The sequence below is a fragment of the Marinobacter sp. NP-4(2019) genome, from assembly GCF_003994855.1.
Taxonomy (GTDB): domain Bacteria; phylum Pseudomonadota; class Gammaproteobacteria; order Pseudomonadales; family Oleiphilaceae; genus Marinobacter.
The window spans coordinates 3,908,505-3,930,174 of sequence record NZ_CP034142.1 but is presented as its reverse complement, the minus strand read 5'-3'; the positions used below and the strand labels follow the sequence as shown (position 1 = coordinate 3,930,174).

Below are 21,670 nucleotides of genomic sequence, written 5' to 3'. Positions count from 1 at the left end.
TTGGGCTACCGTCTAACTCAGTATAGAAAATGATCAGGCTTTGTCATGTGGAGGCGATATTAAAGATCTTTATCGAATGAATAGGAACTGGTCATTCGGAGGCGGGCAGGTGGTAACGAAAAAGGCCGGAGGGGGGCTCCGGCCTTGGTTGGGGGGCTAGTAGGAAGAACTCATCCCGAACCATTCCGGGAAAATCACAATGAGCGCCAGCACCAGCATCTGGAGCAGAATAAAGGGGAGGACCCCTTTGTAGATATCTGTTGTCCGAACATTGGGTGGGGCGACCCCTTTGAGGTAGAACAGTGAGAATCCGAATGGGGGCGTCAGGAAACTGGTCTGCAGGTTCATTGCAATCAGAATGGCAAACCACAGCATGTTGATGCCCAGGGCTTCGGCCACCGGTGCCAGGATCGGCACGATGATGAACGAAATTTCCACGAAATCGATGAAGAAGCCCAGCACCAGAATGACCAGCATGGCCAGGATGATGAAGCCCCATTTCTCGCCCGGCAGCTGCAGCAACCATTCTTCCAGCAGATAGTCGCCACCGGTGTAGCTGAACACCATGGAGAACGCGGTGGCACCGATCAGGATGGCGAACACCATGGCGGTGACCTTGACGGTATCCTTGGAGGCATCCCACACCATTTTGAAGGAGAACTGGCGATAAATGATAGCCAGAACCACTGCTCCCACGCCGCCCAGCGCCGAGGATTCCGTGGGTGTGGCAATGCCGGTGAAAATTGAACCCAGTACCACGACGATCAGTGCCAGCGGCGGAATGATGGCCAGAAGCGCATCGAAAATCTCCCGTTTACGGGATACGCCGCTTTCATCCGGCATGGCCGGTGCCGTTTCCGGTTTGAAGCGGGTCATGATCAGGATATAGGCAATGTACAAGCCGATCAGCACGACGCCGGGCCATACGGCGGCCTTGAACAGGTCACCCACCGGCAGGCCGAGCACATCACCCAGAATGATCAGTATGATCGAAGGCGGCACGATCTGTCCCAGGGTACCGGAGGCACAAATGGTCCCGGTCGCAAGGCGCTTGTCGTACTTGTGAGCCAGCATCACCGGCAATGAAATCAGGCCCATGGCCACAACGCTGGCACCCACCACGCCGGTTGATGCCGCGAGGAGTGCGCCCACCAGGATCGTTGAGATGGCCAGGCCGCCGGGCAGGCCGCCAAACAGGCGTCCCATGGAGGTGAGCAACTGTTCCGCCAACCTGGTGCGCTGTAGTACAACGCCCATGAAAATAAACAGGGGGACGGCCATCAGGACGGTATTCTGCATCACGCTCATGATGCGGTAGGGCATGAAGGCAAACAGATCCATGCCCTCGGCAAACACACCGAAGAAGAGCGCTACGCCACCAAAAGTGAACGCCACCGGGAAGCCCAGCATCAGCATGATGAGGGCCGCACCAAACATTATCATGCCGATCATGCCAGTCCCCCTCCGCTGTGCTCGCCTTCGTATTCTTTTTCACCGGACATGACACGCAATGCGAACGTCGCCATGTTGAGACCGGCGATGGCGGTGAAGATGGCTGTCAGCGGGATCACTGACTTGATGATCCAGCGATGGGGGAGACCGCCGGGATCGCCGCTGCCTTCACCCATGTTGTAGGAATCCACGGCGAAGTCGTAGCCATAGGTGCCGATCAGGTAGGCAAACGGAATGACAAAAATGAACGCGCCCACCAGATTGACCCAGGCCTTGGCTTTGTTGCTCCAGCGGGTATAGAAGACATCGACCCGAACATGGCCGTCCGTGCGCAACGCGTAGGGAATCCCGAACAGGAACACCACCGAGTAAAGATGCCATTCCATTTCCTGCATGCCGATTGAAACATCGTTAAAGGCGTAGCGGGCGACAACATCGTAAAAGACGTTGGCTGCCATCAGTATCATTGCGACACAGGCAATCCAGCCACAGAGAATGGACAGTCGGGCCAGGCCCTCGTCCAGTTTGATAATCCACCGCATTGATGATCCTCCGCCAGGTGGTCTGGCGATTTTTCGTTACTAGAAACGACAAAGCCGGGATCACTTCTAGAGCGATCCCGGCCCTGTTACTGCCCGTATCTTACTCGACTTCGGTCATGGTGTTGAGGTACGCCCGCTCGGAAATGTCCGTATAGGCACGGCTCTGCTCCAGGTAGTTCTGCTGGGACTCAATGATTTTGGCCGCCATCTCGCTGCCTTCAGCGGATTCCTTCAGCAGTTTCTTGTTGGCATCGTACATCGCCTGGAAGATGTCATTCGGGAACTGCTTGATCTGCACGTTCGGATATTCTTCCTTGATGTTGGCCCAGGCTTTGGCGTTTTCATGCTGGGAGTGCACCAGCATGTCGTAGGATGCGGTGCGCATGGCCACACGCATGATTTCCTGCAGGTCCGCCGGCAGCTTGTCCCAGACGCGCTTGTTCACCAGGAACTGGAGCTCGGTAGCAGGCTCGTGCCAGCCGGTGTAGTAATAGTCAGCAATCTGCTGGAAGCCCAGACGCAGATCCAGGGCCGGACCGACCCACTCAACCGCATCAATGGTGTTGCGTTCAAGCGCGGTATAGAGTTCACCCGGCGCGATGTTGGTCGGGTTAACGCCCACTTCTGCAAACACTTCGCCTGCGAAGCCGGGGATGCGCATTTTCAGGCCCTGAAGATCGTCCAGGGATTTGATTTCCTTGCGGAACCAGCCGCCCATCTGTACGCCGGTGTTACCGCCGGGGAACGACAGCATGTTGTGGGGCTCATAGACTTCCTGCATCAGCTCCATGCCGCCGCCATGGTAGAACCAGGCATACTGCTCCATGGCATTCATGCCGAAGGGCATACTGGTGAAAAACAGGGTCTCTGGCACCTTACCCTTCCAGTAGTAAGACGCGGAGTGGCCCATGTCGTACTGGCCGGCCTTGACCATGTCAAAGACGCCGAAAGGGGCCTTGTGCTTATTGGCGGAATCAATGCGGACCTTCAGCCGTCCGTCGGACATTTTTTCAACGGTTTCGGCGAAGCGTTTGGTGGTGTCACCGAAGATCGGGAAGTTCGGTCCCCAGGTTTCGGCGAGACGGAGTGTAAAGGTATCTTGGGCAAGCGCCTGTGCGGAGGCAAGGGTAGTTGCGACTGCCAGCACAGTTGCGGAAAGAACAGAACGGATCTTCATTGCTCTTCTATCCTCTGATGTGATTATTGTCTTTGTGGGTGGTCGGGAGCGTTATCCGTTTGGGATTAACAACCCTTTATCCTAGTCCAAAGTAGCAGTAATTGTAGGGGAACGGAATGAAAATACCGTTCCCCTAAGACGTAGGTCGTAGGGGGATTTCGAGGTGTTCCGCGGGTTTGTTCCGGATTTTCCGGAACCACCTCAGCGCAGGCTTCTCGATGCTGTAGTGAATAGCCGAGGCGATCACGAGTGCCAGCAACAGCGCCAGGCAGACACCCGCCCAGCCGGGCAGGCCGGCTTCGTAGGTCCAGGTGATCACGCCGTAACCAATGTTCTGATGAACCAGATAAAGGGCATAGGACAGGCTGCCGAGCCAGAGCATCGCGCGGTTGGTCAGGACGTTGAGATAACCCGCTACCGCAAGCACGAATACTCCGTAACAACCAAGCACGAAGACATTGAACGGTGATTTATACGCAATCAGTGCGTGGCCGATTGCAACGGCGAGCAGCAGCCCGTCGATAGCCATCGGCCGACCGTGCTGATACCAACGGTAGATCAGCATGCCACTGACGAACAGTGGTGCATACTTCACGAACAACAGGTCCTTGATCAGGAAATCCAGGGTATCGGGAATAGCTTTCCACCAGATGACACCGGCGTAGCTGATCGCCACCCAGAGCCACAGGGCGGCGCGAATACGGCCCCATTCCCGAAGGCCATAGAATAACAGCGCGATCCAGCAATAGAACGTGGCCTCAATCACCAGGCTCCAGTAAGCGCCATCAACATGAGGGAATTCCAGATATTCATGCAGCAAGGTGACGTTCAGCAAGGCGCTGCCGAAGCTGACGGCACGATCTTCCGGCCCCAGCGCATGGACCATCAGGAAGGTTATCGCGACACCGGCCCACAGCGCAGGCATCAGACGAAAAGCCCGGGCCAGCCCGAACCAGCCAGGCGTCCGGGTCCGTTCCAGGGTCATGAGGATCACGAAGCCACTCAGAATAAAAAACAGGTGCACGCCATAGCGACCAAAATCCAGTATCGCCGGGGGTGTGAACGTATGGCCGTACAATTGATCGTAATAAGGCAGATAATGAAACAGCACCACGCCGAGGGCAGCAATACCCCGGAGTGCATCAAGAGCAGCCAGCCGCTGTGAGGATTCCGCCATAGTCACGATTCCGTAGAGGTTCAGGCTATAGTAGCCTGCTTTGAGGCATCGCAGTACTGGCCAGATATACCGATGCCTTGCCGCCGGCTTAAGATGTATTAACCTGCTTGTATCGGGAGGGAGCCATGAGCACTGAACTTGGAATCATCGAAGGTTTTTACGGTCCCCTGTGGAGCTGGGAGGAACGGAAAGAACTGGTGATGGCGCTGGAACCTCACGGTTACCGGTTTTATCTCTATGCTCCCAAGGCCGATGCCTTCCTGCGCCGGCGATGGGATGAGCCTCATCCACAGGATGCGGCGGTCGGGCTGGCGGATTTTGCCCATTTCTGTCGCCGGCATGGAGTACGCTTCGGGGTCGGCCTGAGCCCTTATGAAGTGTTTAACGACTTCAATGATGCAGCGCGGCAGGCACTGACAACGAAACTGGCGTTTCTGGATGAAATCGGTGTCCAGGAACTGGCGATCCTGTTTGATGACATGCGCAGCGACACCCCGGACCTGGCTGTCCGGCAGGTGGACATTATGCACTGGATCCGCGACCGGACCCGTGCGGAACAGCTGACGATCTGCCCTAGCTATTATTCCGATGATCCGGTGCTGGACCGAGTGTTCGGGGAGCGTCCCGGAGATTATCTGAGGACGCTGGGCGAACGGCTGGATCCGACCATCCGCGTGTTCTGGACCGGTGAGGAGGTGTGTTCGCGGGAAGTGTCCCCGGGGCACCTCAAGCGGGTCAGCAAGGTCCTCGGTCGTAAGCCCCTGTTGTGGGACAACTACCCGGTCAATGACGGTGACCGCATGTCGCGGCACCTGCACCTCCGGGGCTTCACCGGGCGACCGGCGGCCAATGCCGCGTATCTGGCCGGGCACGCCATCAATCCGGCGCTGCAGCCGACACTGACCTGTATACCCGCCATTACCCTGGCGGAAAGCTACCGACTGGGGCCCGATTATCAGTACGGACAGGCTTTCCGTCATGCCGCGCGGGAAGTCCTGGGCATCGACCTCGCTGATGAGGTCATGGCGGACTTGCTGGTTCTGCAGGATGCCGGTCTTCATCGAATCAGTGCTGACAAAAAACAGGCATTGCTCGACAAATACCGGGGGTATTCCCACGCGGGTGCCGAGGAAATCGTCCGTTGGTTATCGGGTGTTTATCAGGTCACGGACGAAATGGTGGAGACCCAGTAACCCCCGGGGATGCCCACATGGCAGAAATGGAGGACAGCGATGACGGATTTCACCATTGAATGTATTCAGGGCGACATTGCCCATCAGCCTGACATGGACGCAGTGGTCAACGCCGCCAATGCCCGGCTTATGCCCGGTGGTGGTGTTGCCGGTGCCATTCACGCCGCGGCCGGACCGGGGCTGGCGGAAGAGTGCCGTGCCAAGGCACCCGTCAAGCCTGGTGAAGCGGTGATTACTGGCGCACATGACATGCCGAATGCCCATATTATTCACTGTCTTGGGCCGGTTTATGGGGTAGACGAGCCATCGGACCGGTTGCTGGCAGACTGTTACCGTAACGCTCTGAGGCTTGCTGACCAGGCAGGCCTTACGTCGGTGGCGTTCCCTGCGATCTCCGCGGGGGCTTTCGGTTACCCGCTGGAGGATGCACTGGCGGTGGCCGTTCGCACCCTCCGTGAGGCCGCGCCGAAATACCCCCGCGTCAACAAGGTACGATTTGTCCTGTTCAGTGAGGGGGACCGGCGGGTGTGTCAGGCCGTGCTGGATCGTATGTGAGGTCCGGTTCCGGCGAAGGGAGCGTCGCTCGGAGTTGCGGTGTTCAGCCTTTCACTCACAGGTTATGTCGGCGGCCTGGCGGAACTGCTCCCTGATGGCATTGCGGTGACGTTCGGCGTCGGTGTATTCCTGCGGCAGAGGCTGCAGGAAATACAGAAAATTCCCTTTGTGCTGATGGGCTTCGACAAGGCTTTGGAGGTTATCTCCGGAGTGCCAGAACGCCGGGCTGATGACGGCCACTGATACATTGGGACGTTTCTTCTCCAGCACGGCTACCATGCCCAGGCGATTTTCCGCGTGGAACGTGCCCGTCAGGTGAATCACCTGGTGCTGGGGGTAGTCGCGTAGTGCCTTGATAACCTGGTCCGCCATGGTGTTATCCCGCAGGAGTTGGGCCTTGTAGCTGTTTTCCAGGCGGGCACTGGGGCCGGAGCCATGGTGGTTTGTGCCCAGCATGTCGAAGAACTTCTCCCGGTAAGCCGGGGTATCTGTGAAGGGTGGCTCCGGCAACCGGTTGCGTTCGGCTATCGCCAGAGTGTTCAGGTATTTTTCACCCTTGCGTCCGACACAACGAACGGTATCCGCCGGCGCGTTGGCGGCGATCACCGGAATATTCCGGGCCTTGGAGAACTCCACCAGGGGACGATAGGACGCCTTGTAGTTGGGCCAGGCGCCGGCATCGGCAATCAATTCGGACTCGCCGGACTTGCCTGCCAGATAGAGATCCAGTTCGTTCTGGTCATCCAGGGTGAACTGCTCCATGGTCAGCACCTGTTGCGGACGTTGTTGGTACAACGCTGACTGCAATAGTGATTGCAGCAGGTGGGCGCCGTGGTGGCTATGGTATTCGCCGATGACAACCACATCGAAGGAGTGCAGCCGGCTGGCCAGTTGGTTTATGGAGAGCACGTTCCCCTGGTCATCGGTGATGATGGCATCGTATTGGGATTGCGGCGGTAGCACAGGTGCCTGACTGTCAGGCAGAGAAGCGCAGCCCGTAAGGAACAGGCAGGTAAGCAATATCTGGGCGAAGGATAATGTCTTCATGATTCACTATACGATCACGAAACGCCTGCGGTTGTCAGCTTTTTGGTGGGTTTTCCCGCCAGTTTTCACCAAGCCTTGCTTCTACGTATTCACGGATGAACTGCCGGACTTTTTGTGAGGGTGTAACGTCTTCTTCTTTGCACAGGGCTTCAAAGGCGGCTTTCTTTTGTGGATCTATCAGGAGGGTCAGGCGTGCCGTGCGGTTTTCCATATTTGTTTGTCCTATCTCTTGAAACGATTGATTGGGTTCATATTCGCACTACATGTTAATCAGATTAACATTGAATGATGTTTTAATGAGAATATAATCAGAGCCAGTCTATTTCAATGGCCGAGAACGTTCATGCCGCACCGCGCCTACCTGTTTTCCCTGCGACTGGCCCACGGGTTTCGGGAAGCCTGTCTCGATGAGCCATACACTGGCCGGCGTTTGTCGCGGGACGTGATGGCCGGTCTGACGGTGGGAATTATTGCGATCCCGCTGGCCATGGCGCTGGCCATTGCCAGCGGTGTGCCGCCCCAGTATGGGCTCTATACCGCATTCATCGCCGGCTTCCTGATTGCCCTGCTTGGTGGCAGCCGGTTCAGCATATCCGGGCCGACCGCCGCATTTGTTGTCATCCTTTATCCCATTGCGCAATCCCACGGCCTGGGTGGCCTGCTGTTGGCGACGCTGATGTCCGGTATTCTGCTGGTGATCATGGCGTTGATGCGTTTGGGGCGTTTTATCGAGTATATTCCGGAATCTGTCACGTTGGGGTTTACTGGCGGTATCGCCGTGGTCATCGCAACCTTGCAGGTAAAGGATTTTTTTGGGCTGAACATTGGCGCCATGCCCGAGCATTACTGGGACAAAATCGCTGCGTTGGCCCAGGGGCTGCCAGGCATCGATGCGATGAGTACATTGGTGGCCGGCACAACACTGACCACCATGCTGCTGTGGCCCCGTTTGAAAACGCCCATTCCGCCACATCTTCCTGCTGTTCTGATCGGCAGTTTGCTGGCGCTCTTTCTGAATACCAGCGGTGCCGATATCGCAACCATCGGCTCCCGTTTCAGTTATCTGATGCCCGACGGTTCGGCCGGGACAGGCATTCCTCCCTTCCTGCCCGAGTTTGCCTGGCCCTGGCAGCGTCCGGATGTCGATGGCAAGCCGCTGGGAATCAGCTGGTCCATGGTGCAGGAGCTGCTGCCAGCAGCGTTTGCTATTGCCATGCTCGGCGCCATCGAATCCCTGTTGTGTGCGGTGGTACTCGATGGCATGACCGGAAAACGCCACAGTGCCAACAGCGAGTTGCTCGGCCAGGGCATCGGCAATATCGTCACCCCATTCTTTGGGGGAATTACGGCAACGGCGGCCATTGCCCGTTCCGCCGCCAACTACAAGGCCGGCGCCGAGTCTCCGGTGGCGGCGATGATACACGCCGTTGTGGTGTTGCTGGCGCTAGTCTATCTTGCTCCGTTCTTGGCATATCTGCCCATGGCAGCGATGGCCGCGTTGCTGATCATGGTGGCCTGGAACATGAGCGAAGCACCGAAAGCAGTTCACCTGCTGAAAACCGCTCCGAAAAGCGACGTACTGGTATTCCTCACCTGTTTTTTCCTGACCGTTGCGCTGGATATGGTGATCGCGATTACCACCGGTATCCTGCTGGCGGCGGTCCTGTTCATGCGGGAAATGGCTCAGATGACCAGGGTCACGGACATCACCGGAAACAAGCGTGTCGTGAGCGCCGGACTTCCCGATGGATGGCAGGTGTTCAAGATCAACGGGCCGTTGTTTTTCGCCGCAGCTGATCGAATCTTCGGCGAACTGGCCGGTCTGTCCCACAACGCCCGGGGCCTTATTCTCTATATGGATGGTGTAACGGTCCTGGACGCTGGTGGGTTGTCGGCGTTAAATAAGCTGGTTGATGTCTGTCAGGCCGAGGGCACCCGTATTATTGTTGCCGACCTTCAGTTCCAGCCGCTGAAAACCCTGGCGCGGGCAGGTGTGGGGCCTGTTGAGGGGGTCAGCAGTTTCTATCCCTCTCTGGATGCCGCCCTGACGGCGGTCACGACTCGCGCCATCGGCTAGTGCGTCTTACATCGGCCAGTGTAGTTGCAGGTTACCGCCACCGAACCCGAATTTGTGCAGATAGAACGTCGGGCTCAGGGTCAGCATGGCGTGATCCTGTTCGGAGATCACCATTTCAAACGGCAATGTCAGCTTGCCGGTAAAGCTGTGATGGCGTCGGCTCCGGTGTTCGGAAAAGGTCTGGCGAATGTCAGGAATGCTCAGGTACAGTCCCGGAGAGAGGCTTGTTCGGGGCGACAGGGGCAACGACAGGTCGCCATATAACGTGGGCTCCCGGCGCCGGATGGTTCCGATATCATTCAATTCCCGACCAAAGAAACCCTCCTCATCCAGGGCCAGGTAGGACAGCCCGAGACGGGGCCGGTAACGAAGCCCGGTGTCGGTGACGCTGGTATCGAGTTTGATGTGATCGCGAGAGAAGGTTGGGGATGTGGTTGTATCGCCCCCGAACAACCGGTAGTCCCTGCGGGTTCGTTCTCCACTGAGTTCTGCATGCCAGCGCCAGTTACCCTGCCGGAAGCGGTGGGTCAGGGCGGCCTTGATGGACTCATTCTCCACCAGCAGGTTCTCGCTGCGACTCAGCAAGCGGGATTCCGGTGATACCGTCGCGGAGGCCGTGGTGCCGAGGGCCGGGGTTGCCGGATCGCTTGCCTGACGCCATTGCAGGAAAAAGCTCTGGGGCTTGCCTCGGAACTCGTCCTGGGTTCTGGTTTTATCATTGAAATAGGCGTCGGGCAGGATCCAACTGCCATGAATCCAGCTTTTCCCGTCCAGGTGGTGTCGGACGCTGAAGTAGACATCGGATTCGGACTTGTCGGAGAAGACGTCGCCCTGCAACCAAAGCTCGGTACGGTCGGTCAGGTTGTGGCGGAAACCTACCAGTTGGCGTTGATAGGCCCCATCAAGGTCTTCGCTGCGCTGGACATCGAGCAGGAATCCCTGGCGGTTGTCGTTGAAACCAAAGTCGTTGCGGAAACGAAAATCCAGGTACAGCTGTCGGCTGCTGACACTGCCCCCCGTTCCCCGGATGCCGTTGTCGGAGGGACCGGGCACAGTGTGGAGGTGGTGGAAAGTGAGCTCGTGAAGAAAGCGTTCGGTGTTTGGGGGTTCGTTGCGTCCCTGAACGACCGCATCCTGGCGCCAGGGCTGGGGAATGTGGTTGTTGCTGGCGTGGGCCGGGATAACCGGGAGTGTCAGGATGATGCCAAGAGCGATGCCGGTGCCGATGGAGTTCCGGGTCATGATCGTCAGGGCCTTTATCAGCGTTATTACGCTATGCTACGGGTATTTTGCATCCAGGGCCAAAAGGAAGCCGCATGCTCCCATTTCGCATTATCGATCGGATTAAATTCATTGTAGAACGTCAACTGGTAAAAGGTGCCGGTTTCCAGTTGCTGGTGGTCGGTGTGTTTATCGGCCTGATTTCACTGATCGGTGGATTGCTGGTGGTGCCCCAGGGTGGTGCCTTCGACGATATCGGTTCGGCTATCTGGTGGGCGTTTCTGCGCCTGACCGACCCGGGGTATCTGGGTGACGATGTTGGCACCTGGCAGCGGTTTGTTTCGACACTGCTGACCATCAGTGGCTACGTGGTCTTCATGGGTACGCTGGTGGCGATCCTCACCCGCTGGTTAATTGCCAAAATGGCTGATCTGGAACGTGGGTTGACACCGGTTACCCTGAAGAACCACATAGTGGTACTGGGCTGGACCAGCCAGACCCTGCCTCTGCTTTCCGAGTTGTTGAGCTCATCGGGGCGTGTGCGCCGGTTTCTGGAAAAGCACGATGCCCAGACCCTTAATCTGGTTGTGCTCTCGGAACATGCCTCGGCCGGACAGGTCCATGAACTGCGGAACGAGCCAGGCATCAGGGGCAAGGCTCGTCAGGTTATTTTGCGTTCCGGTCTGGCTATCCAGCCAGACGCATTGAATCGGGTCGCCTGCCTGGACGCTGCGGCGGTGATTGTTCCCAGTGCGGCCCATGAGGCGGGCACACTGGTGACCTCCGATGTGGAAACAGTCAAGGCACTGCTGTCAATTGCAGCCCAGGCGCGGCACTTTGGTGCGCCTCTGCCATTTGTGGTGGCGGAAATTCAGGATATTCGCAAGCATCCGGTCATCGAACGCGCCTACCCGGGGGCAGTCGAAGTGGTGGGCGGGGATGCCACCATCAGTCGGTTGATGGTTCAGAATATTCTGCACCCGGGGTTATCCGAGATCTATAACGAACTCCTGACCGCTGGTGAAGGGAATGAGATCTACGTGCGTGGCGGTGAATCCATTGCTGGTATGACCCTGGGAGAACTCGCGGCCCAACGTCCGCTGGCCATCGTACTGGGGATTCTGAAGCCAAAAGGAAACAGTTGGGATGTGCGCCTGATGGCACCGTCGGATACCCCGATTGAAATGGCGGATCGGGTCATCATGCTGGCTCGTGATTACTCGGAAACCGAGGCCAACCTCAAGCTTCCGTCCTTACCGACCATCACCCATGGCGGGGCCGGTCGCTATCTTCGCAAGACTGCGGATCGTCCGCGAACGATCCTGGTGCTGGGCTGGAATCGCCGTGTGCCCAGTCTGATTGCGGAGTTTGGCAGTTATGCGGGGCAGATGTTCAATGTCGACATTGTATCCGTGGTGCCGGCTGCGGAAAGGGAGCGGGATATAACCAGGTACCTGCAGGATCGTCAGGAAGTGACCTGCCGCCATATTGAGGCGGATTACATGGTCGAGGATGAACTGCGCAAGGTGAACCCTGCGGATTATGATGCGGTTATCCTGTTGAGCAGTGACCGGTTGGCCTCTGGCGAGGAGGCTGATGCCCGTGCCATGGTGGGCTACTTGCAGCTGGAGGATCTCCTCGCCGAAAGCCCCCACAGGCCCCAGTTGATTATGGAACTGAGTGACCCTGACAATCGCCATCTGTTAAGTGGTCACCAGAGCGAAATGATGATCAGCCCGATGATCCTCAGTCATGTCCTGGCGCAAGTGGCCCTGCGACGGGAATTACGGGTGGTACTGGATGAACTGTTTACTGCGGGAGGCGCGGAAATCCAGTTTCGTGATCCCCGGGATTACCCGTTACCCGCAAGTGTCGATTTCCACCTGCTGGAGAGAATCCTGTCAGAGCGGGGCGAGTTGGCATTAGGGGTGTTCCGACACGGCGCGGATGTGGACGGCAGGCGCCTGGAATTAAACCCGCCGCGCAAGTGTTTTCTGGACCTTCAGCCCGATGACCAGTTGGTTGTGTTGGCGAATACCTGATGTTGAATGGTTGAGTGCGCTGTGCTCCAGGCCGGGTGTTGGCGGTAAGTCAATCCGGTTATTTGGCCATTCACCATAAAAATGCCGAAAATAGATAATATAAATTTCAATTATAAAATTAAAGATACTAAAGTAGCTTCCATTGTCAGCAACCTGAACGATTTTGATCGGGTCGCTGGCTCGCCGGAGTAGTTTTCTGCTTCTGATGAAGAGCACCTCAAACCTTAAACGACAGGACTGAGATCATGCCATACGCAAAAGACGTTGACGCCATTGCTTCTATCCTGAAGCAAAACCCGACCTGGAACGCCATTAACCCCAAGCACGCAGCCCGCATGCGCGCCCAGAACAAGTTCAAGACTGGTCTGGACATCGCCAAGTACACCGCCAAGATCATGCGCGAAGACATGGCGAACTACGACAAGGACACTTCCCAGTACACCCAGTCCCTGGGCTGCTGGCACGGCTTCATTGGCCAGCAGAAGATGCTGTCCATCAAGAAGCACTTCGGTAGCACCAAGCGTCGTTACCTGTACCTGTCTGGCTGGATGGTTGCCGCCCTGCGCTCCGAGTTCGGTCCGCTGCCTGACCAGTCCATGCACGAGAAGACGGCTGTTTCCAGTCTCATCGAAGAGCTGTACACCTTCCTGCGTCAGGCGGATGCCTGGGAACTGAACCACCTGTTCCGTGCCCTGGAAGAAGCCGAGAACGCTGGCGACACTGCCAAGGCTGAAGAGCTGATCAAGCAGATCGACAACCACGAAACTCATGTTGTGCCGATTATTGCCGACATCGACGCAGGTTTCGGTAACGCTGAAGCGACCTACCTGCTGGCCAAGAAGATGATCGAAGCCGGTGCTTGCTGCATCCAGATCGAGAACCAGGTTTCCGACGAGAAGCAGTGTGGTCACCAGGACGGTAAAGTAACCGTTCCTCACGCCGACTTCCTGTCCAAGATCAACGCCGTACGTCTGGCGTTCCTGGAACTGGGCGTGGACGACGGTGTTATCGTTGCCCGTACCGACTCCCTGGGCGCAGGCCTGACCCAGAAGCTGGCTGTTACCGAAGAGCCGGGTGACCTGGGCGACCAGTACAACAGCTTCCTCGATGGTGACTACATCGAAGACGCTTCCGAGATTAACAACGGCGACGTTGTGATCAAGTCCAACGGCAAGCTGATGAAGCCCAAGCGTCTGGCTTCCGGACTGTTCCAGTTCCGTCCGGGTACCGGCGAAGACCGCGTTGTGCTGGACTGCATCACCAGCCTGCAGAACGGCGCCGACCTGCTGTGGATCGAGACCGAGAAGCCGCACGTTGGCCAGATTGCTTCCATGGTTAACCGCATCAAGGAAGTGGTGCCCGACGCCAAGCTGGTTTACAACAACAGCCCGTCCTTCAACTGGACCCTGAACTTCCGTCAGCAGGTATTCGACGCATGGCAGGAAGAAGGCAAGGACGTGTCTGCTTACGACCGTGCCAAGCTGATGAGCGAAGAGTACGACAACACCGAGCTGGCTCAGCTGGCAGACGAGTGGTGCCGTAACTTCCAGCGTGACGGTTCACGCGAAGCAGGTATCTTCCACCACCTGATCACCCTGCCGACATACCACACCGCGGCCCTGTCTACCGACAACCTGGCCAAGGGTTACTTCGGCGACGAAGGCATGCTGGCCTACGTTGCAGGTGTTCAGCGTAAGGAAATCCGTCAGGGTATCGCCACCGTCAAGCACCAGGACATGGCTGGTTCCAACATCGGTGACGACCACAAAGAGTTCTTCGCAGGTGATGCGGCTCTGAAAGCCGGTGGTAAAGACAACACCATGAACCAGTTCGGTTAATCGAACGGTCAGGTTGTCTGTCGGCCGGGGGCGAAAGCCCCTGGCTGAATCCCAAAACCCCGCCCTGATGCGGGGTTTTGTTTTTTTAACACTGGCAGATATTGCTATACAGTTGAATTATCAATAAAAACCATCTTTATTGAGTCCTTCCCCCTCAGTACCTGTTTCAGTGTCGGAACAGTTTTAATAACCGGTCATACAAATAATTCCTACCTTAATGCAGTAAAAGCCCTTTGATAACAGTATGTTAATTTTTGTTCAGGAAAGCTGGCACGGTAATCGCTCAGGTATGTAGGCGGGTCTGAACCATGTGTTGACGGTAGTCAGTTCAGGTGGAGCGGATCCTTTCGAAGCTGAAACCATGGATAAGGAAGGAATGTCATGAAAACCAGAAAAAGCTTGCTAGCGATTGCTGTTGCTATGGGACTCGGGCTATATGGAACCGCCGTGGCCGATCAGGGCGGCGATGGCAGTCCGAACACCAACGCTGATGATGGAAGCTTTGCCGCCAACGTCGCCGATAGTGCTAACGACAATTCGGACAACTCCACCAATGTGGATATTGCGGACAGCGGCAATGACAACTCCACGGATAACTCAGACAACAGCACCAATGTGTCTGATAGCGCCAACGACAATTCAGACAACAGCACCGATGTTGATGTCGCTGACAGCGGCAACGACAACTCCGATAACAGCACCAACGTGACCGACTCGTTCAAGATCAAGGACAGCGGCAACGACGAGTCGGATAACAGCACCAATGTAGATGTCGCTGATAGTGGCAACGACAATTCCGATAACAGCATCAACGATTCGTTCAAGATTGCGGACAGCGGTAATGACAATTCGGACAATTCCGATAACAGCACTACCGACCTGGACCTGCATGTGTTCCTGAACGAATCTGACCTGGACGGTACGGTTTCAGGTGTTGCCACTGTCAACGCCCTTGATGGTGATAAGGGGGGTATGGCCGCAGTGACCAACCACAACGAGATCTCCGGTGGTTCTGCCAACTACACCGGTATCGGGGCATTTGCCCAGAGCGCTGGCACAGGCAATGTGACACAGGCCAACGTCAGCGTGATGTCCAACCTGAGCACCAGTGGCAACTGATGGTAACTGGCCGCACCCATCCCGGGTGCGGCCCCGTTACCCGGGAGAACGGACATGGGTAATGTCATCAGATGCAAACTGGGCGCTGCCCTGCTGATGCTGGCTTTGGGATGGGGAGTGCAGGCCCAGGCTGAGGAGTGGTTGACGGCCGAACCTCTCTCCGCTGATCAGTTGTCGGATGCCAGCGGGCGCCAGGGTGTTCCGCTGCAGTGGCAGATCAACGACACCGAGCAGAATGCCGCGGTTTCCGACAACCTGCTGTCAGGTCAGGTGGTTACGGGAGACAACATTATCTCGGACCATGCATTTGACAACATGAATGGCGTTGCCACGGTGATCCAGAATACCGGCAACCAGGTGGTCATTCAGGACAGCACCCAGATCAACGTAATGATCAACCATTAGCATAGAGGGAGGTGGATCATGGCTGTACGCGCTCTTGCAATACTGTGTGTGGGTGCCGGGCTGCTATGGTCCACCGCATTTGCCGGTTCCGTGATGGTGCCGGGCATTGGCGGTGACGTAAGAGTCAGTGTCACGAATTTTCAGGAGCGGCGGTTTTCCAGCGTCATGCGACAACAGTATGACTTCAGCTGTGGATCCGCCGCTCTTGCCTCCTTATTGTCCTATCACTATGGCCACAAGGTGTCGGAACAGGATGTTTTCTTTTCCATGCTGGGCCTGGCAGACGAAGAAAAGGTCCGCCAGGAAGGGTTCTCGATGCTGGACATGAAACGGTTTCTGGAATCTGAAGGCTATCGGGCCGATGGCTTTCGTATGCCGTTGTCGGGACTCAGGGAAAAAGTGCGTTTACCCACCATTGTTCTGTTGAATCTGGACGGTTTCAGACACTTTGTCGTGATCAAGGGAATCAGTGATACCGAGGTGCTGGTGGGTGACCCGGCCCGTGGACTGAAAGTCTACTCGTATCGGCAGTTTGAGGAATACTGGGACGGAACGGCTTTTGTCATCCGGAGCCATCTCCAACAGGGTAGGGAGTCGTTCCTGGGGGATGGCAATTGGCCTCAGGTCGCCCGTGCCCCCCTGCAAAAGGGGCAGGGGGGGCCGTCGTTGGGGCATACATTGCCTTATTGGCCTTCATCTAGGGAGTGGTGACATCATGAAATCGGGAAGGTTATTGGTTGTGGCTGCACTGGCAGGATTGCTCTGGAGTCAGCCGCTCCGGGCCCAACTTGTGTTACCGGTCGTCCCTTTGGCTGATTCGGAATTGGCTGAGTTGAGGGGAGGGTTTGAAATGGGCAATCTGGAAATCGCTATTGGTCTTGAGCAGATTGTGTCGGTGAATGGCGATACCTTGGTGGTGAACCGATTGACCATTCCCAATCTCAATCAGGTCGTCCGTAATGGTACCGTGGAACACCATATGGAGACGGTGTTGCAGGTGGCGGGCCCTGATCAGAAAGTCGGCTCGCGGGTATCAAGCAACCTGGGCGATTCTTCCGGCTGGATGACCCTGATTCAGAATAATCTGGACCAGACCGTGATCCAGAATGTTCAGCAACTCAATATCGAATTGAACAATGTCGGTAACGGTGTCCGGCTACCGAATAGTCTGAATGACCATCTGATGCAGTTCCTTGGGCGCTGAGTCTGTCAGAGACTGATGGGCAGTTTCAGGGTGATCTCGCTATTGGGCGCGTTGTCGGTCACCCCGACGCTGACCGTGAGGCTCAGGCTGGTGCTTTTACTCAGGCGCTGAGATAACCCGAATGACAGGGAGCCGACCTGAATACGGTTGAAGCTCGCGTCCAGCAGGTTGTTCTCGTCGTTCTCAATGCTCGTCTCGCGGATGACCGAGTGATCATAACCGAGACTGAACGACGTTTTCTCGTTGAAGGCGAATCCCATACCGAAACCGAAACGTACGACATCGCCGGGATCCACCTTGCCTCCGTTCTCAACGCCCTGATCTTCCTCGACTGTCCAGACGTAGCTGAGGTTGCCAAACAGCACCGCAGGATCACTGGGATAAATAAAGGAGAAGCCGGGCTCAACGGACCAGAAACCGGATCCTGTGGGTCGTTCCCTGAGTTCCACGCCGATCGGGTTTCCGTCATTGTCCTCAATCACCCGCTGCTCCACGTCGTAAGGCCCTTCCCCCGTTGGCGGTTTCACCCGTAGTACGCTAATTATATAGGGCATGCCATCCAGCCCATCGTTCAGTTGGTAACGGAGTGAGAGCTCCAGGTCCCCCAGGCCCCGCCCTGTGGACTCTCTTACGGTATCCACGGGCGTACCCTGGAACGCCTGCCGTTCCCTAAGGTCTTCATTAATGCTCAGGTGAGGGACGCGCAACGCAGCTTCGAATCTGCTGGTGAAGCCATATTTGAGCGACAGTGCGGTGACGAAAATGTCCCGCTGGATCTCGGAAATATTAATCAGTCCGACCAGCAGGGCGGGTATAACGGTGAACCCCTCGATAGCAACAACCGTTGAGTTGCTGTGAGCGTGGGAGAACGAGGGCTCAAAGGTCAGGCGGCCGGGCCGGGTAACGATTCCCCGGTCCGACGTGATGGAGGCTATGTCTGTTGCCACGTTACCCGGAGTTTCCGCCTCCTGGGACTGGCCGTAGTCGTTGTACTCCTGCTCAGCGGTAGCGCTGAGCGGGAGAAGTAATGTGGTCAGTACCAGAGAGTTTATATGCCTGTAGCCCATTTTTACTGCTCCTTTTTAATGATGGTTCCTTAGAGGCTTACTGTGGCTCGGGTGACTGTGTGGGCCATATTTATCCATTAATCGGTAAAAGGATACCCTTGAGATATTGAGAATTCGTGCGGCCGCAGATACGTTCTGGTGGGATAACGCCAGACTGCAGCTCAGCGCCTGTCGATCAGCTCTGGCACGGAATGCCTCCAGGCTGAGTCCGGATTGGCCCGGGATCGACAGGGCAAGTTCTGCCAGACCAAGGTCCGTTGGCTCGATCATGGCGGATTCACTCAGAAGCATAGCCTGCCTCAGGCGATTTTGCAGTTCCTGAAGATTGCCGGGCCAGTCGTGCAGTGCGAGGCTCTGCATGGCTTTGTTGCTGAGCTTGCGGATTCCGAAGGGTGAATGGGTATTGGCCAGGATTTTGTTGGCAACGAGGGGAATGTCCTCGGGTCTGTCACGCAAGGCCGGTAGCTGCACCTCGAGGCTGCCTAGCCGATAGTAGACGTCGCCCCGGAACTCCTCCGCCTCCACCAGCTTCTTCAGAGGGCGGGCGCTGGTGGCGATGACTCTTACGTCCACCTTTTTGGGCTGGCTCGCTCCAATTCTCTCTATCTGTCCTTCCTGCAGGAAACGTAGGATGGCGGATTGCTGCTCGGGCACAAGCTCATCTATACCCGACAGTAGCAAGGTGCCCCCGTCTGCTGATTCCAAACGCCCACGACGGCTGTTAAGTGCATGGGTGAAGGCCCCTTTCTCGTAACCGAACAGCTCGCTTTGGGTCAGTGACACCGGTAACGCTGCGCAATTGACAGTGACCAATGGTTGCGTACTGCGGGACGAGTGGGCATGGATGAAACGTGCGGCCGCATCCTTGCCGGTTCCGTTTTCCCCGACAATCAGCACCGGTTCATCAGTCTTGGCGAACCGTCGCAACATGGCCCGAGCCTGGCGAATGGCCTGGGAGGCACCTTCCAGCGCAACCTCCTGGTAACTGTCGTGGGGTTCGGCGTCGGCTTGATGTTGTAGCTGGGCCATGCCCCACAAGTGACCGAGTACAGTGTTCAGACGATCCGGGTCCAGCGGGAGCGTGTGATAATCCGTGCAGTGACGGGAGATGAGTGTTCCGGGTGGCGTATTCTGACGGGGGGCGGATGGCAATATGCCAACCCAGTAGGGAAGCTGGAAGGCTTCAATCCACTGATCCAGATAGGGGGTGCCCTGTTCCGGGTATATGCTCAGATCAAGCACGCCAACCCTGGCTTTGCCGGCACCTGTCAGGCCGAAGGGAGGCGGTTCAGTCAGGTCAAAACGGTGTATGCTCCATTGTGGTAAAAGTGCCGAATAGGGTTCTTTGTCGATGCTAGCCGCCGACAGCCAAACGAGCGGTCGTTTTTCCTGCATGGCGAATCTCCTGGAGATGGCGGTGTGGAAAACGGACTCCATGACTTTCAATAACGATTTAACTGCCGGGACTTCAAAACCCAACCACTGCCCTGTGACCGGTTACTGCTGGAGGAACGCGTAAAAGGGGCCTGGTTGTGATGTCATTCATGTAATGTGCCAGATGATAGAGCCCGCGTGTTTTCAGTGAGTTGAAATGGGGCAATTGTTGGAAGCGCAGAAATCTGTAAATTTTGCCGACAGGGGGATTGGGTGAGTACCGAACAGGGCATGGTTTTTGGCATCCTGATAGCCACTCTGGGGTTGTTCATCTGGAACAGGCTTCGCTTTGACGTCGTCTCGATGCTGGTGCTGTTAGCGATTGCGTTAACAGGCCTGGTGCCTTCCGGCGAACTCTTTTCCGGTTTTGGACATCCCGCTGTGGTGACGGTTGCCGCAGTCCTGGTGATCAGTCAGGGCCTGGTGAATGGCGGTGTGGTTGATAGCATTGCCCGCTTGCTGGGGCGGGTGGGGCATCGTCCAACCCTGCAGGTGCTGATGCTGACCGGGGTGGTCGCACTCTGCTCCGGTTTTATCAATAACGTCGGTGCCCTTGCCCTGCTGATGCCGGTAGCGGTATGGATGTCGCGGGAAGCGAGCCGGTCACCCTCCCTGCTGTTGATGCCCCTGGCGTTTGGTTCTCTGCTTGGGGGGACCATGACGCTGATCGGGACGCCGCCCAATATCATTATTGCCAGTTACCGCGAGGCCGGCAGTTTCGGGTTGTTTGATTTCGCCCCCGTCGGTGGCGCAATAACGCTTGCTGGTATTGCGTTCATTTCCCTGGCTGGCTGGCGCCTGACGCCTCAACGGCAAGACAGCGATGATGGCGGCAAGCTGTTCAGTGTCGGTGACTACGTTACTGAATTGCGGGTGCCCGAGGCATCGTCCTATGCTGGGGCCACACTCCACAACCTGTTAACCGATGCTGACAGTCAGGAGGATGTGGTTGTGCTGGCCCTGATCCGGGACGATAGCCGGTCGCTGGCGCCATCCACCTACAAGGTGCTCAAAGAAGGGGATGTCCTGTTGGTGGAGGCCGATACGGAAAGTCTCCAGACGTTTCTGGATCACACCGGCCTCGCACTTGCCAGTACCAGTGAAGAAGAGGGTGATGAATCCCGGAGGCAAGATGCCACGGCTCGATCCCGAAAAGAGCTGGCTGCGGGTGAAGTCCGGCTTATGGAAGTTGTGGTCACCACCGAATCCAATCTGGTGGGGCAGACCGCCAACCGCCTGAAGCTGAGGGAATATCACGGTCTGAACATCGTTGCGCTTGCGCGTCAGGGGCACCGGTTGAAACGGCGGCTCGGGGATGTGCGTATTCAGGCAGGGGATATCCTGTTGGTACAGGGCCACGAGGACTCCCTGACCGGAACACTGCGGCAGCTGGGGTGCCTGCCGCTGGCCGAGCGTGGTCTAAGGTTGGGGCGGGATCGCAATGCACTGTTGGCTGGCGGCCTGTTCATTGCCGCCATTGTTATTATCGTTGCCGGCTGGCTGTCACCGCCGGTGGCGCTGGTGGGTTGTGCCTTGTCGATGGTGTTGACAGGGCTGCTCAATGCCCCGGACGCCTACAAGGCCATCGACTGGTCCGTCATTGTGTTGCTTGCGGCGATGATTCCGGTCGGCCAGGCACTGGAGACCACCGGCGGTGCCGAACTGATTGCGGCGCAGATGCTGACGCTGAGCGAAGGACTGTCACCGGCCATTGTGCTTGCGGTGGTGCTGGTGGGCACCATGCTGTTGTCCAACGTGGTCAATAACGCCGCCGCTGCGATACTGGTGGCCCCGATTGCCCTCAGCCTGTCGGCGGAACTGGGCATGGCCTCCGACGCGATGCTGATGGCCGTCGCAGTGGGAGCATCCTGTGCTTTCCTGACCCCGATCGGGCATCAGTCCAACGCTTTGGTGATGGAGCCGGGTGGCTACCGGTTTGGGGACTACTGGCGTCTGGGGCTGCCCATGTCAATTCTGGTGACGGCGGTGGCCGTGCCGATGATCATGTTGGTCTGGGGATAGGTAGTCTCGGGCAGGCAAGAAAAACGGCAAAAATTTACGGCTCGGGCATTCATCCGGCAGGCAGTTTGTTATCGTACCTGTCAGATCCAAGTGTTTGG

The 21,670-nt window shown here is 56.9% G+C and carries 19 protein-coding genes; 10 read left to right on the top strand and 9 right to left on the bottom strand.

Annotated elements, in window-relative coordinates:
• Positions 1-156: 156 nt before the first annotated feature.
• The 4 genes from EHN06_RS17930 to EHN06_RS17915 form a co-directional block, all read right to left on the bottom strand.
• Positions 157-1,452, bottom strand: coding sequence for a TRAP transporter large permease (locus tag EHN06_RS17930; protein WP_127333866.1), 1,296 nt, complete (start codon positions 1,450-1,452; stop codon positions 157-159).
• Complete coding sequence (locus EHN06_RS17925; protein WP_127333865.1) at positions 1,449-1,994, bottom strand: TRAP transporter small permease subunit; 546 nt, start codon at positions 1,992-1,994, stop codon at positions 1,449-1,451. The genes EHN06_RS17930 and EHN06_RS17925 overlap by 4 nt, the downstream gene beginning before the upstream one ends.
• A 100-nt stretch (positions 1,995-2,094) precedes the next feature.
• Positions 2,095-3,171 carry a TRAP transporter substrate-binding protein gene (locus tag EHN06_RS17920; protein ID WP_127333864.1) on the bottom strand — a complete coding sequence of 359 codons (1,077 nt, stop codon included), beginning with the start codon at positions 3,169-3,171 and terminating at the stop codon, positions 2,095-2,097.
• A 133-nt stretch (positions 3,172-3,304) separates the two neighbouring features.
• Positions 3,305-4,348, bottom strand: coding sequence for an acyltransferase family protein (locus tag EHN06_RS17915; RefSeq protein WP_127333863.1), 1,044 nt, complete (start codon positions 4,346-4,348; stop codon positions 3,305-3,307).
• Positions 4,349-4,473: 125 nt separating this feature from the next.
• On the opposite strand from EHN06_RS17915, the gene EHN06_RS17910 reads away from it, so the two are divergent.
• Both EHN06_RS17910 and EHN06_RS17905 read left to right on the top strand, forming a co-directional pair.
• Complete coding sequence (locus tag EHN06_RS17910; protein ID WP_127333862.1) at positions 4,474-5,541, top strand: beta-N-acetylglucosaminidase domain-containing protein; 1,068 nt, start codon at positions 4,474-4,476, stop codon at positions 5,539-5,541.
• 39 nt (positions 5,542-5,580) lie between these two features.
• Positions 5,581-6,096, top strand: coding sequence for a macro domain-containing protein (locus tag EHN06_RS17905; protein WP_127333861.1), 516 nt, complete (start codon positions 5,581-5,583; stop codon positions 6,094-6,096).
• Between the two features lie 51 nt (positions 6,097-6,147).
• Here EHN06_RS17905 and EHN06_RS17900 read toward each other — a convergent pair whose 3' ends face one another.
• Together EHN06_RS17900 and EHN06_RS17895 are read right to left on the bottom strand one after the other, a co-directional pair.
• The gene (locus EHN06_RS17900) at positions 6,148-7,143 is read right to left on the bottom strand and encodes a ChaN family lipoprotein (protein ID WP_127333860.1); all 996 of its coding nucleotides are present in this window, start codon (positions 7,141-7,143) and stop codon (positions 6,148-6,150) included.
• Between the two features lie 34 nt (positions 7,144-7,177).
• The gene (locus EHN06_RS17895) at positions 7,178-7,354 is read right to left on the bottom strand and encodes a CopG family transcriptional regulator (protein WP_127333859.1); all 177 of its coding nucleotides are present in this window, start codon (positions 7,352-7,354) and stop codon (positions 7,178-7,180) included.
• Between the two features lie 132 nt (positions 7,355-7,486).
• Between EHN06_RS17895 and dauA the strand changes: the two genes are divergently transcribed.
• Positions 7,487-9,220, top strand: a complete 1,734-nt coding sequence (dauA, locus tag EHN06_RS17890; protein ID WP_127333858.1) for a C4-dicarboxylic acid transporter DauA — start codon at positions 7,487-7,489, stop codon at positions 9,218-9,220.
• A gap of 6 nt (positions 9,221-9,226) precedes the next feature.
• On the opposite strand, the gene EHN06_RS17885 is transcribed toward dauA, so the two are convergent.
• Positions 9,227-10,462, bottom strand: a complete 1,236-nt coding sequence (locus EHN06_RS17885; RefSeq protein ID WP_127333857.1) for a hypothetical protein — start codon at positions 10,460-10,462, stop codon at positions 9,227-9,229.
• Between the two features lie 74 nt (positions 10,463-10,536).
• Here EHN06_RS17885 and EHN06_RS17880 point away from each other — a divergent pair, with 74 nt between their 5' ends.
• The 6 genes from EHN06_RS17880 (at position 10,537) to EHN06_RS17855 (ending at position 17,049) form a co-directional block, all read left to right on the top strand.
• The gene (locus tag EHN06_RS17880) at positions 10,537-12,483 is read left to right on the top strand and encodes a CASTOR/POLLUX-related putative ion channel (protein WP_127333856.1); all 1,947 of its coding nucleotides are present in this window, start codon (positions 10,537-10,539) and stop codon (positions 12,481-12,483) included.
• A gap of 245 nt (positions 12,484-12,728) precedes the next feature.
• Positions 12,729-14,321, top strand: coding sequence for an isocitrate lyase (locus EHN06_RS17875; protein ID WP_127333855.1), 1,593 nt, complete (start codon positions 12,729-12,731; stop codon positions 14,319-14,321).
• A 381-nt stretch (positions 14,322-14,702) separates the two neighbouring features.
• Positions 14,703-15,440, top strand: a complete 738-nt coding sequence (locus EHN06_RS17870; RefSeq protein WP_127333854.1) for a dentin sialophosphoprotein — start codon at positions 14,703-14,705, stop codon at positions 15,438-15,440.
• A gap of 54 nt (positions 15,441-15,494) precedes the next feature.
• Positions 15,495-15,845 (top strand): hypothetical protein, encoded by a 351-nt coding sequence (locus EHN06_RS17865; RefSeq protein WP_127333853.1) that lies wholly within the window; start codon positions 15,495-15,497, stop codon positions 15,843-15,845.
• A gap of 18 nt (positions 15,846-15,863) precedes the next feature.
• The gene (locus tag EHN06_RS17860) at positions 15,864-16,556 is read left to right on the top strand and encodes a C39 family peptidase (RefSeq protein WP_127333852.1); all 693 of its coding nucleotides are present in this window, start codon (positions 15,864-15,866) and stop codon (positions 16,554-16,556) included.
• 139 nt (positions 16,557-16,695) lie between these two features.
• Positions 16,696-17,049, top strand: a complete 354-nt coding sequence (locus EHN06_RS17855) for a hypothetical protein (RefSeq protein WP_228257343.1) — start codon at positions 16,696-16,698, stop codon at positions 17,047-17,049.
• 5 nt (positions 17,050-17,054) lie between these two features.
• Here the strand turns inward: EHN06_RS17855 and EHN06_RS17850 are convergent, their stop codons facing one another.
• Both EHN06_RS17850 and EHN06_RS17845 read right to left on the bottom strand, forming a co-directional pair.
• A complete protein-coding gene (locus EHN06_RS17850; protein WP_127333850.1) occupies positions 17,055-18,116 on the bottom strand; it encodes a transporter in 1,062 nt (353 codons plus the stop codon).
• Between the two features lie 15 nt (positions 18,117-18,131).
• On the bottom strand, positions 18,132-19,511 hold the full coding sequence (locus tag EHN06_RS17845; protein WP_127333849.1) for a sigma-54 dependent transcriptional regulator: 1,380 nt from the start codon (positions 19,509-19,511) through the stop codon (positions 18,132-18,134).
• 252 nt (positions 19,512-19,763) lie between these two features.
• On the opposite strand from EHN06_RS17845, the gene EHN06_RS17840 reads away from it, so the two are divergent.
• Entirely contained in the window at positions 19,764-21,572 is a 1,809-nt protein-coding gene (locus EHN06_RS17840; RefSeq protein WP_127333848.1) for an SLC13 family permease, read from the top strand.
• Positions 21,573-21,670: the final 98 nt, after the last annotated feature.

Bases quoted from the DNA above. Each gene is read 5' to 3' on its own strand.
- EHN06_RS17930 (WP_127333866.1), bottom strand. From the start codon at position 1,452: ATGATCGGCATGATAATGTTTGGTGCGGCCCTCATCATGCTGATGCTG.
- EHN06_RS17925 (WP_127333865.1), bottom strand. From the start codon at position 1,994: ATGCGGTGGATTATCAAACTGGACGAGGGCCTGGCCCGACTGTCCATT.
- EHN06_RS17920 (WP_127333864.1), bottom strand. From the start codon at position 3,171: ATGAAGATCCGTTCTGTTCTTTCCGCAACTGTGCTGGCAGTCGCAACT.
- EHN06_RS17915 (WP_127333863.1), bottom strand. From the start codon at position 4,348: ATGGCGGAATCCTCACAGCGGCTGGCTGCTCTTGATGCACTCCGGGGT.
- EHN06_RS17910 (WP_127333862.1), top strand. From the start codon at position 4,474: ATGAGCACTGAACTTGGAATCATCGAAGGTTTTTACGGTCCCCTGTGG.
- EHN06_RS17905 (WP_127333861.1), top strand. From the start codon at position 5,581: ATGACGGATTTCACCATTGAATGTATTCAGGGCGACATTGCCCATCAG.
- EHN06_RS17900 (WP_127333860.1), bottom strand. From the start codon at position 7,143: ATGAAGACATTATCCTTCGCCCAGATATTGCTTACCTGCCTGTTCCTT.
- EHN06_RS17895 (WP_127333859.1), bottom strand. From the start codon at position 7,354: ATGGAAAACCGCACGGCACGCCTGACCCTCCTGATAGATCCACAAAAG.
- dauA (WP_127333858.1), top strand. From the start codon at position 7,487: ATGCCGCACCGCGCCTACCTGTTTTCCCTGCGACTGGCCCACGGGTTT.
- EHN06_RS17885 (WP_127333857.1), bottom strand. From the start codon at position 10,462: ATGACCCGGAACTCCATCGGCACCGGCATCGCTCTTGGCATCATCCTG.
- EHN06_RS17880 (WP_127333856.1), top strand. From the start codon at position 10,537: ATGCTCCCATTTCGCATTATCGATCGGATTAAATTCATTGTAGAACGT.
- EHN06_RS17875 (WP_127333855.1), top strand. From the start codon at position 12,729: ATGCCATACGCAAAAGACGTTGACGCCATTGCTTCTATCCTGAAGCAA.
- EHN06_RS17870 (WP_127333854.1), top strand. From the start codon at position 14,703: ATGAAAACCAGAAAAAGCTTGCTAGCGATTGCTGTTGCTATGGGACTC.
- EHN06_RS17865 (WP_127333853.1), top strand. From the start codon at position 15,495: ATGGGTAATGTCATCAGATGCAAACTGGGCGCTGCCCTGCTGATGCTG.
- EHN06_RS17860 (WP_127333852.1), top strand. From the start codon at position 15,864: ATGGCTGTACGCGCTCTTGCAATACTGTGTGTGGGTGCCGGGCTGCTA.
- EHN06_RS17855 (WP_228257343.1), top strand. From the start codon at position 16,696: ATGGGCAATCTGGAAATCGCTATTGGTCTTGAGCAGATTGTGTCGGTG.
- EHN06_RS17850 (WP_127333850.1), bottom strand. From the start codon at position 18,116: ATGGGCTACAGGCATATAAACTCTCTGGTACTGACCACATTACTTCTC.
- EHN06_RS17845 (WP_127333849.1), bottom strand. From the start codon at position 19,511: ATGCAGGAAAAACGACCGCTCGTTTGGCTGTCGGCGGCTAGCATCGAC.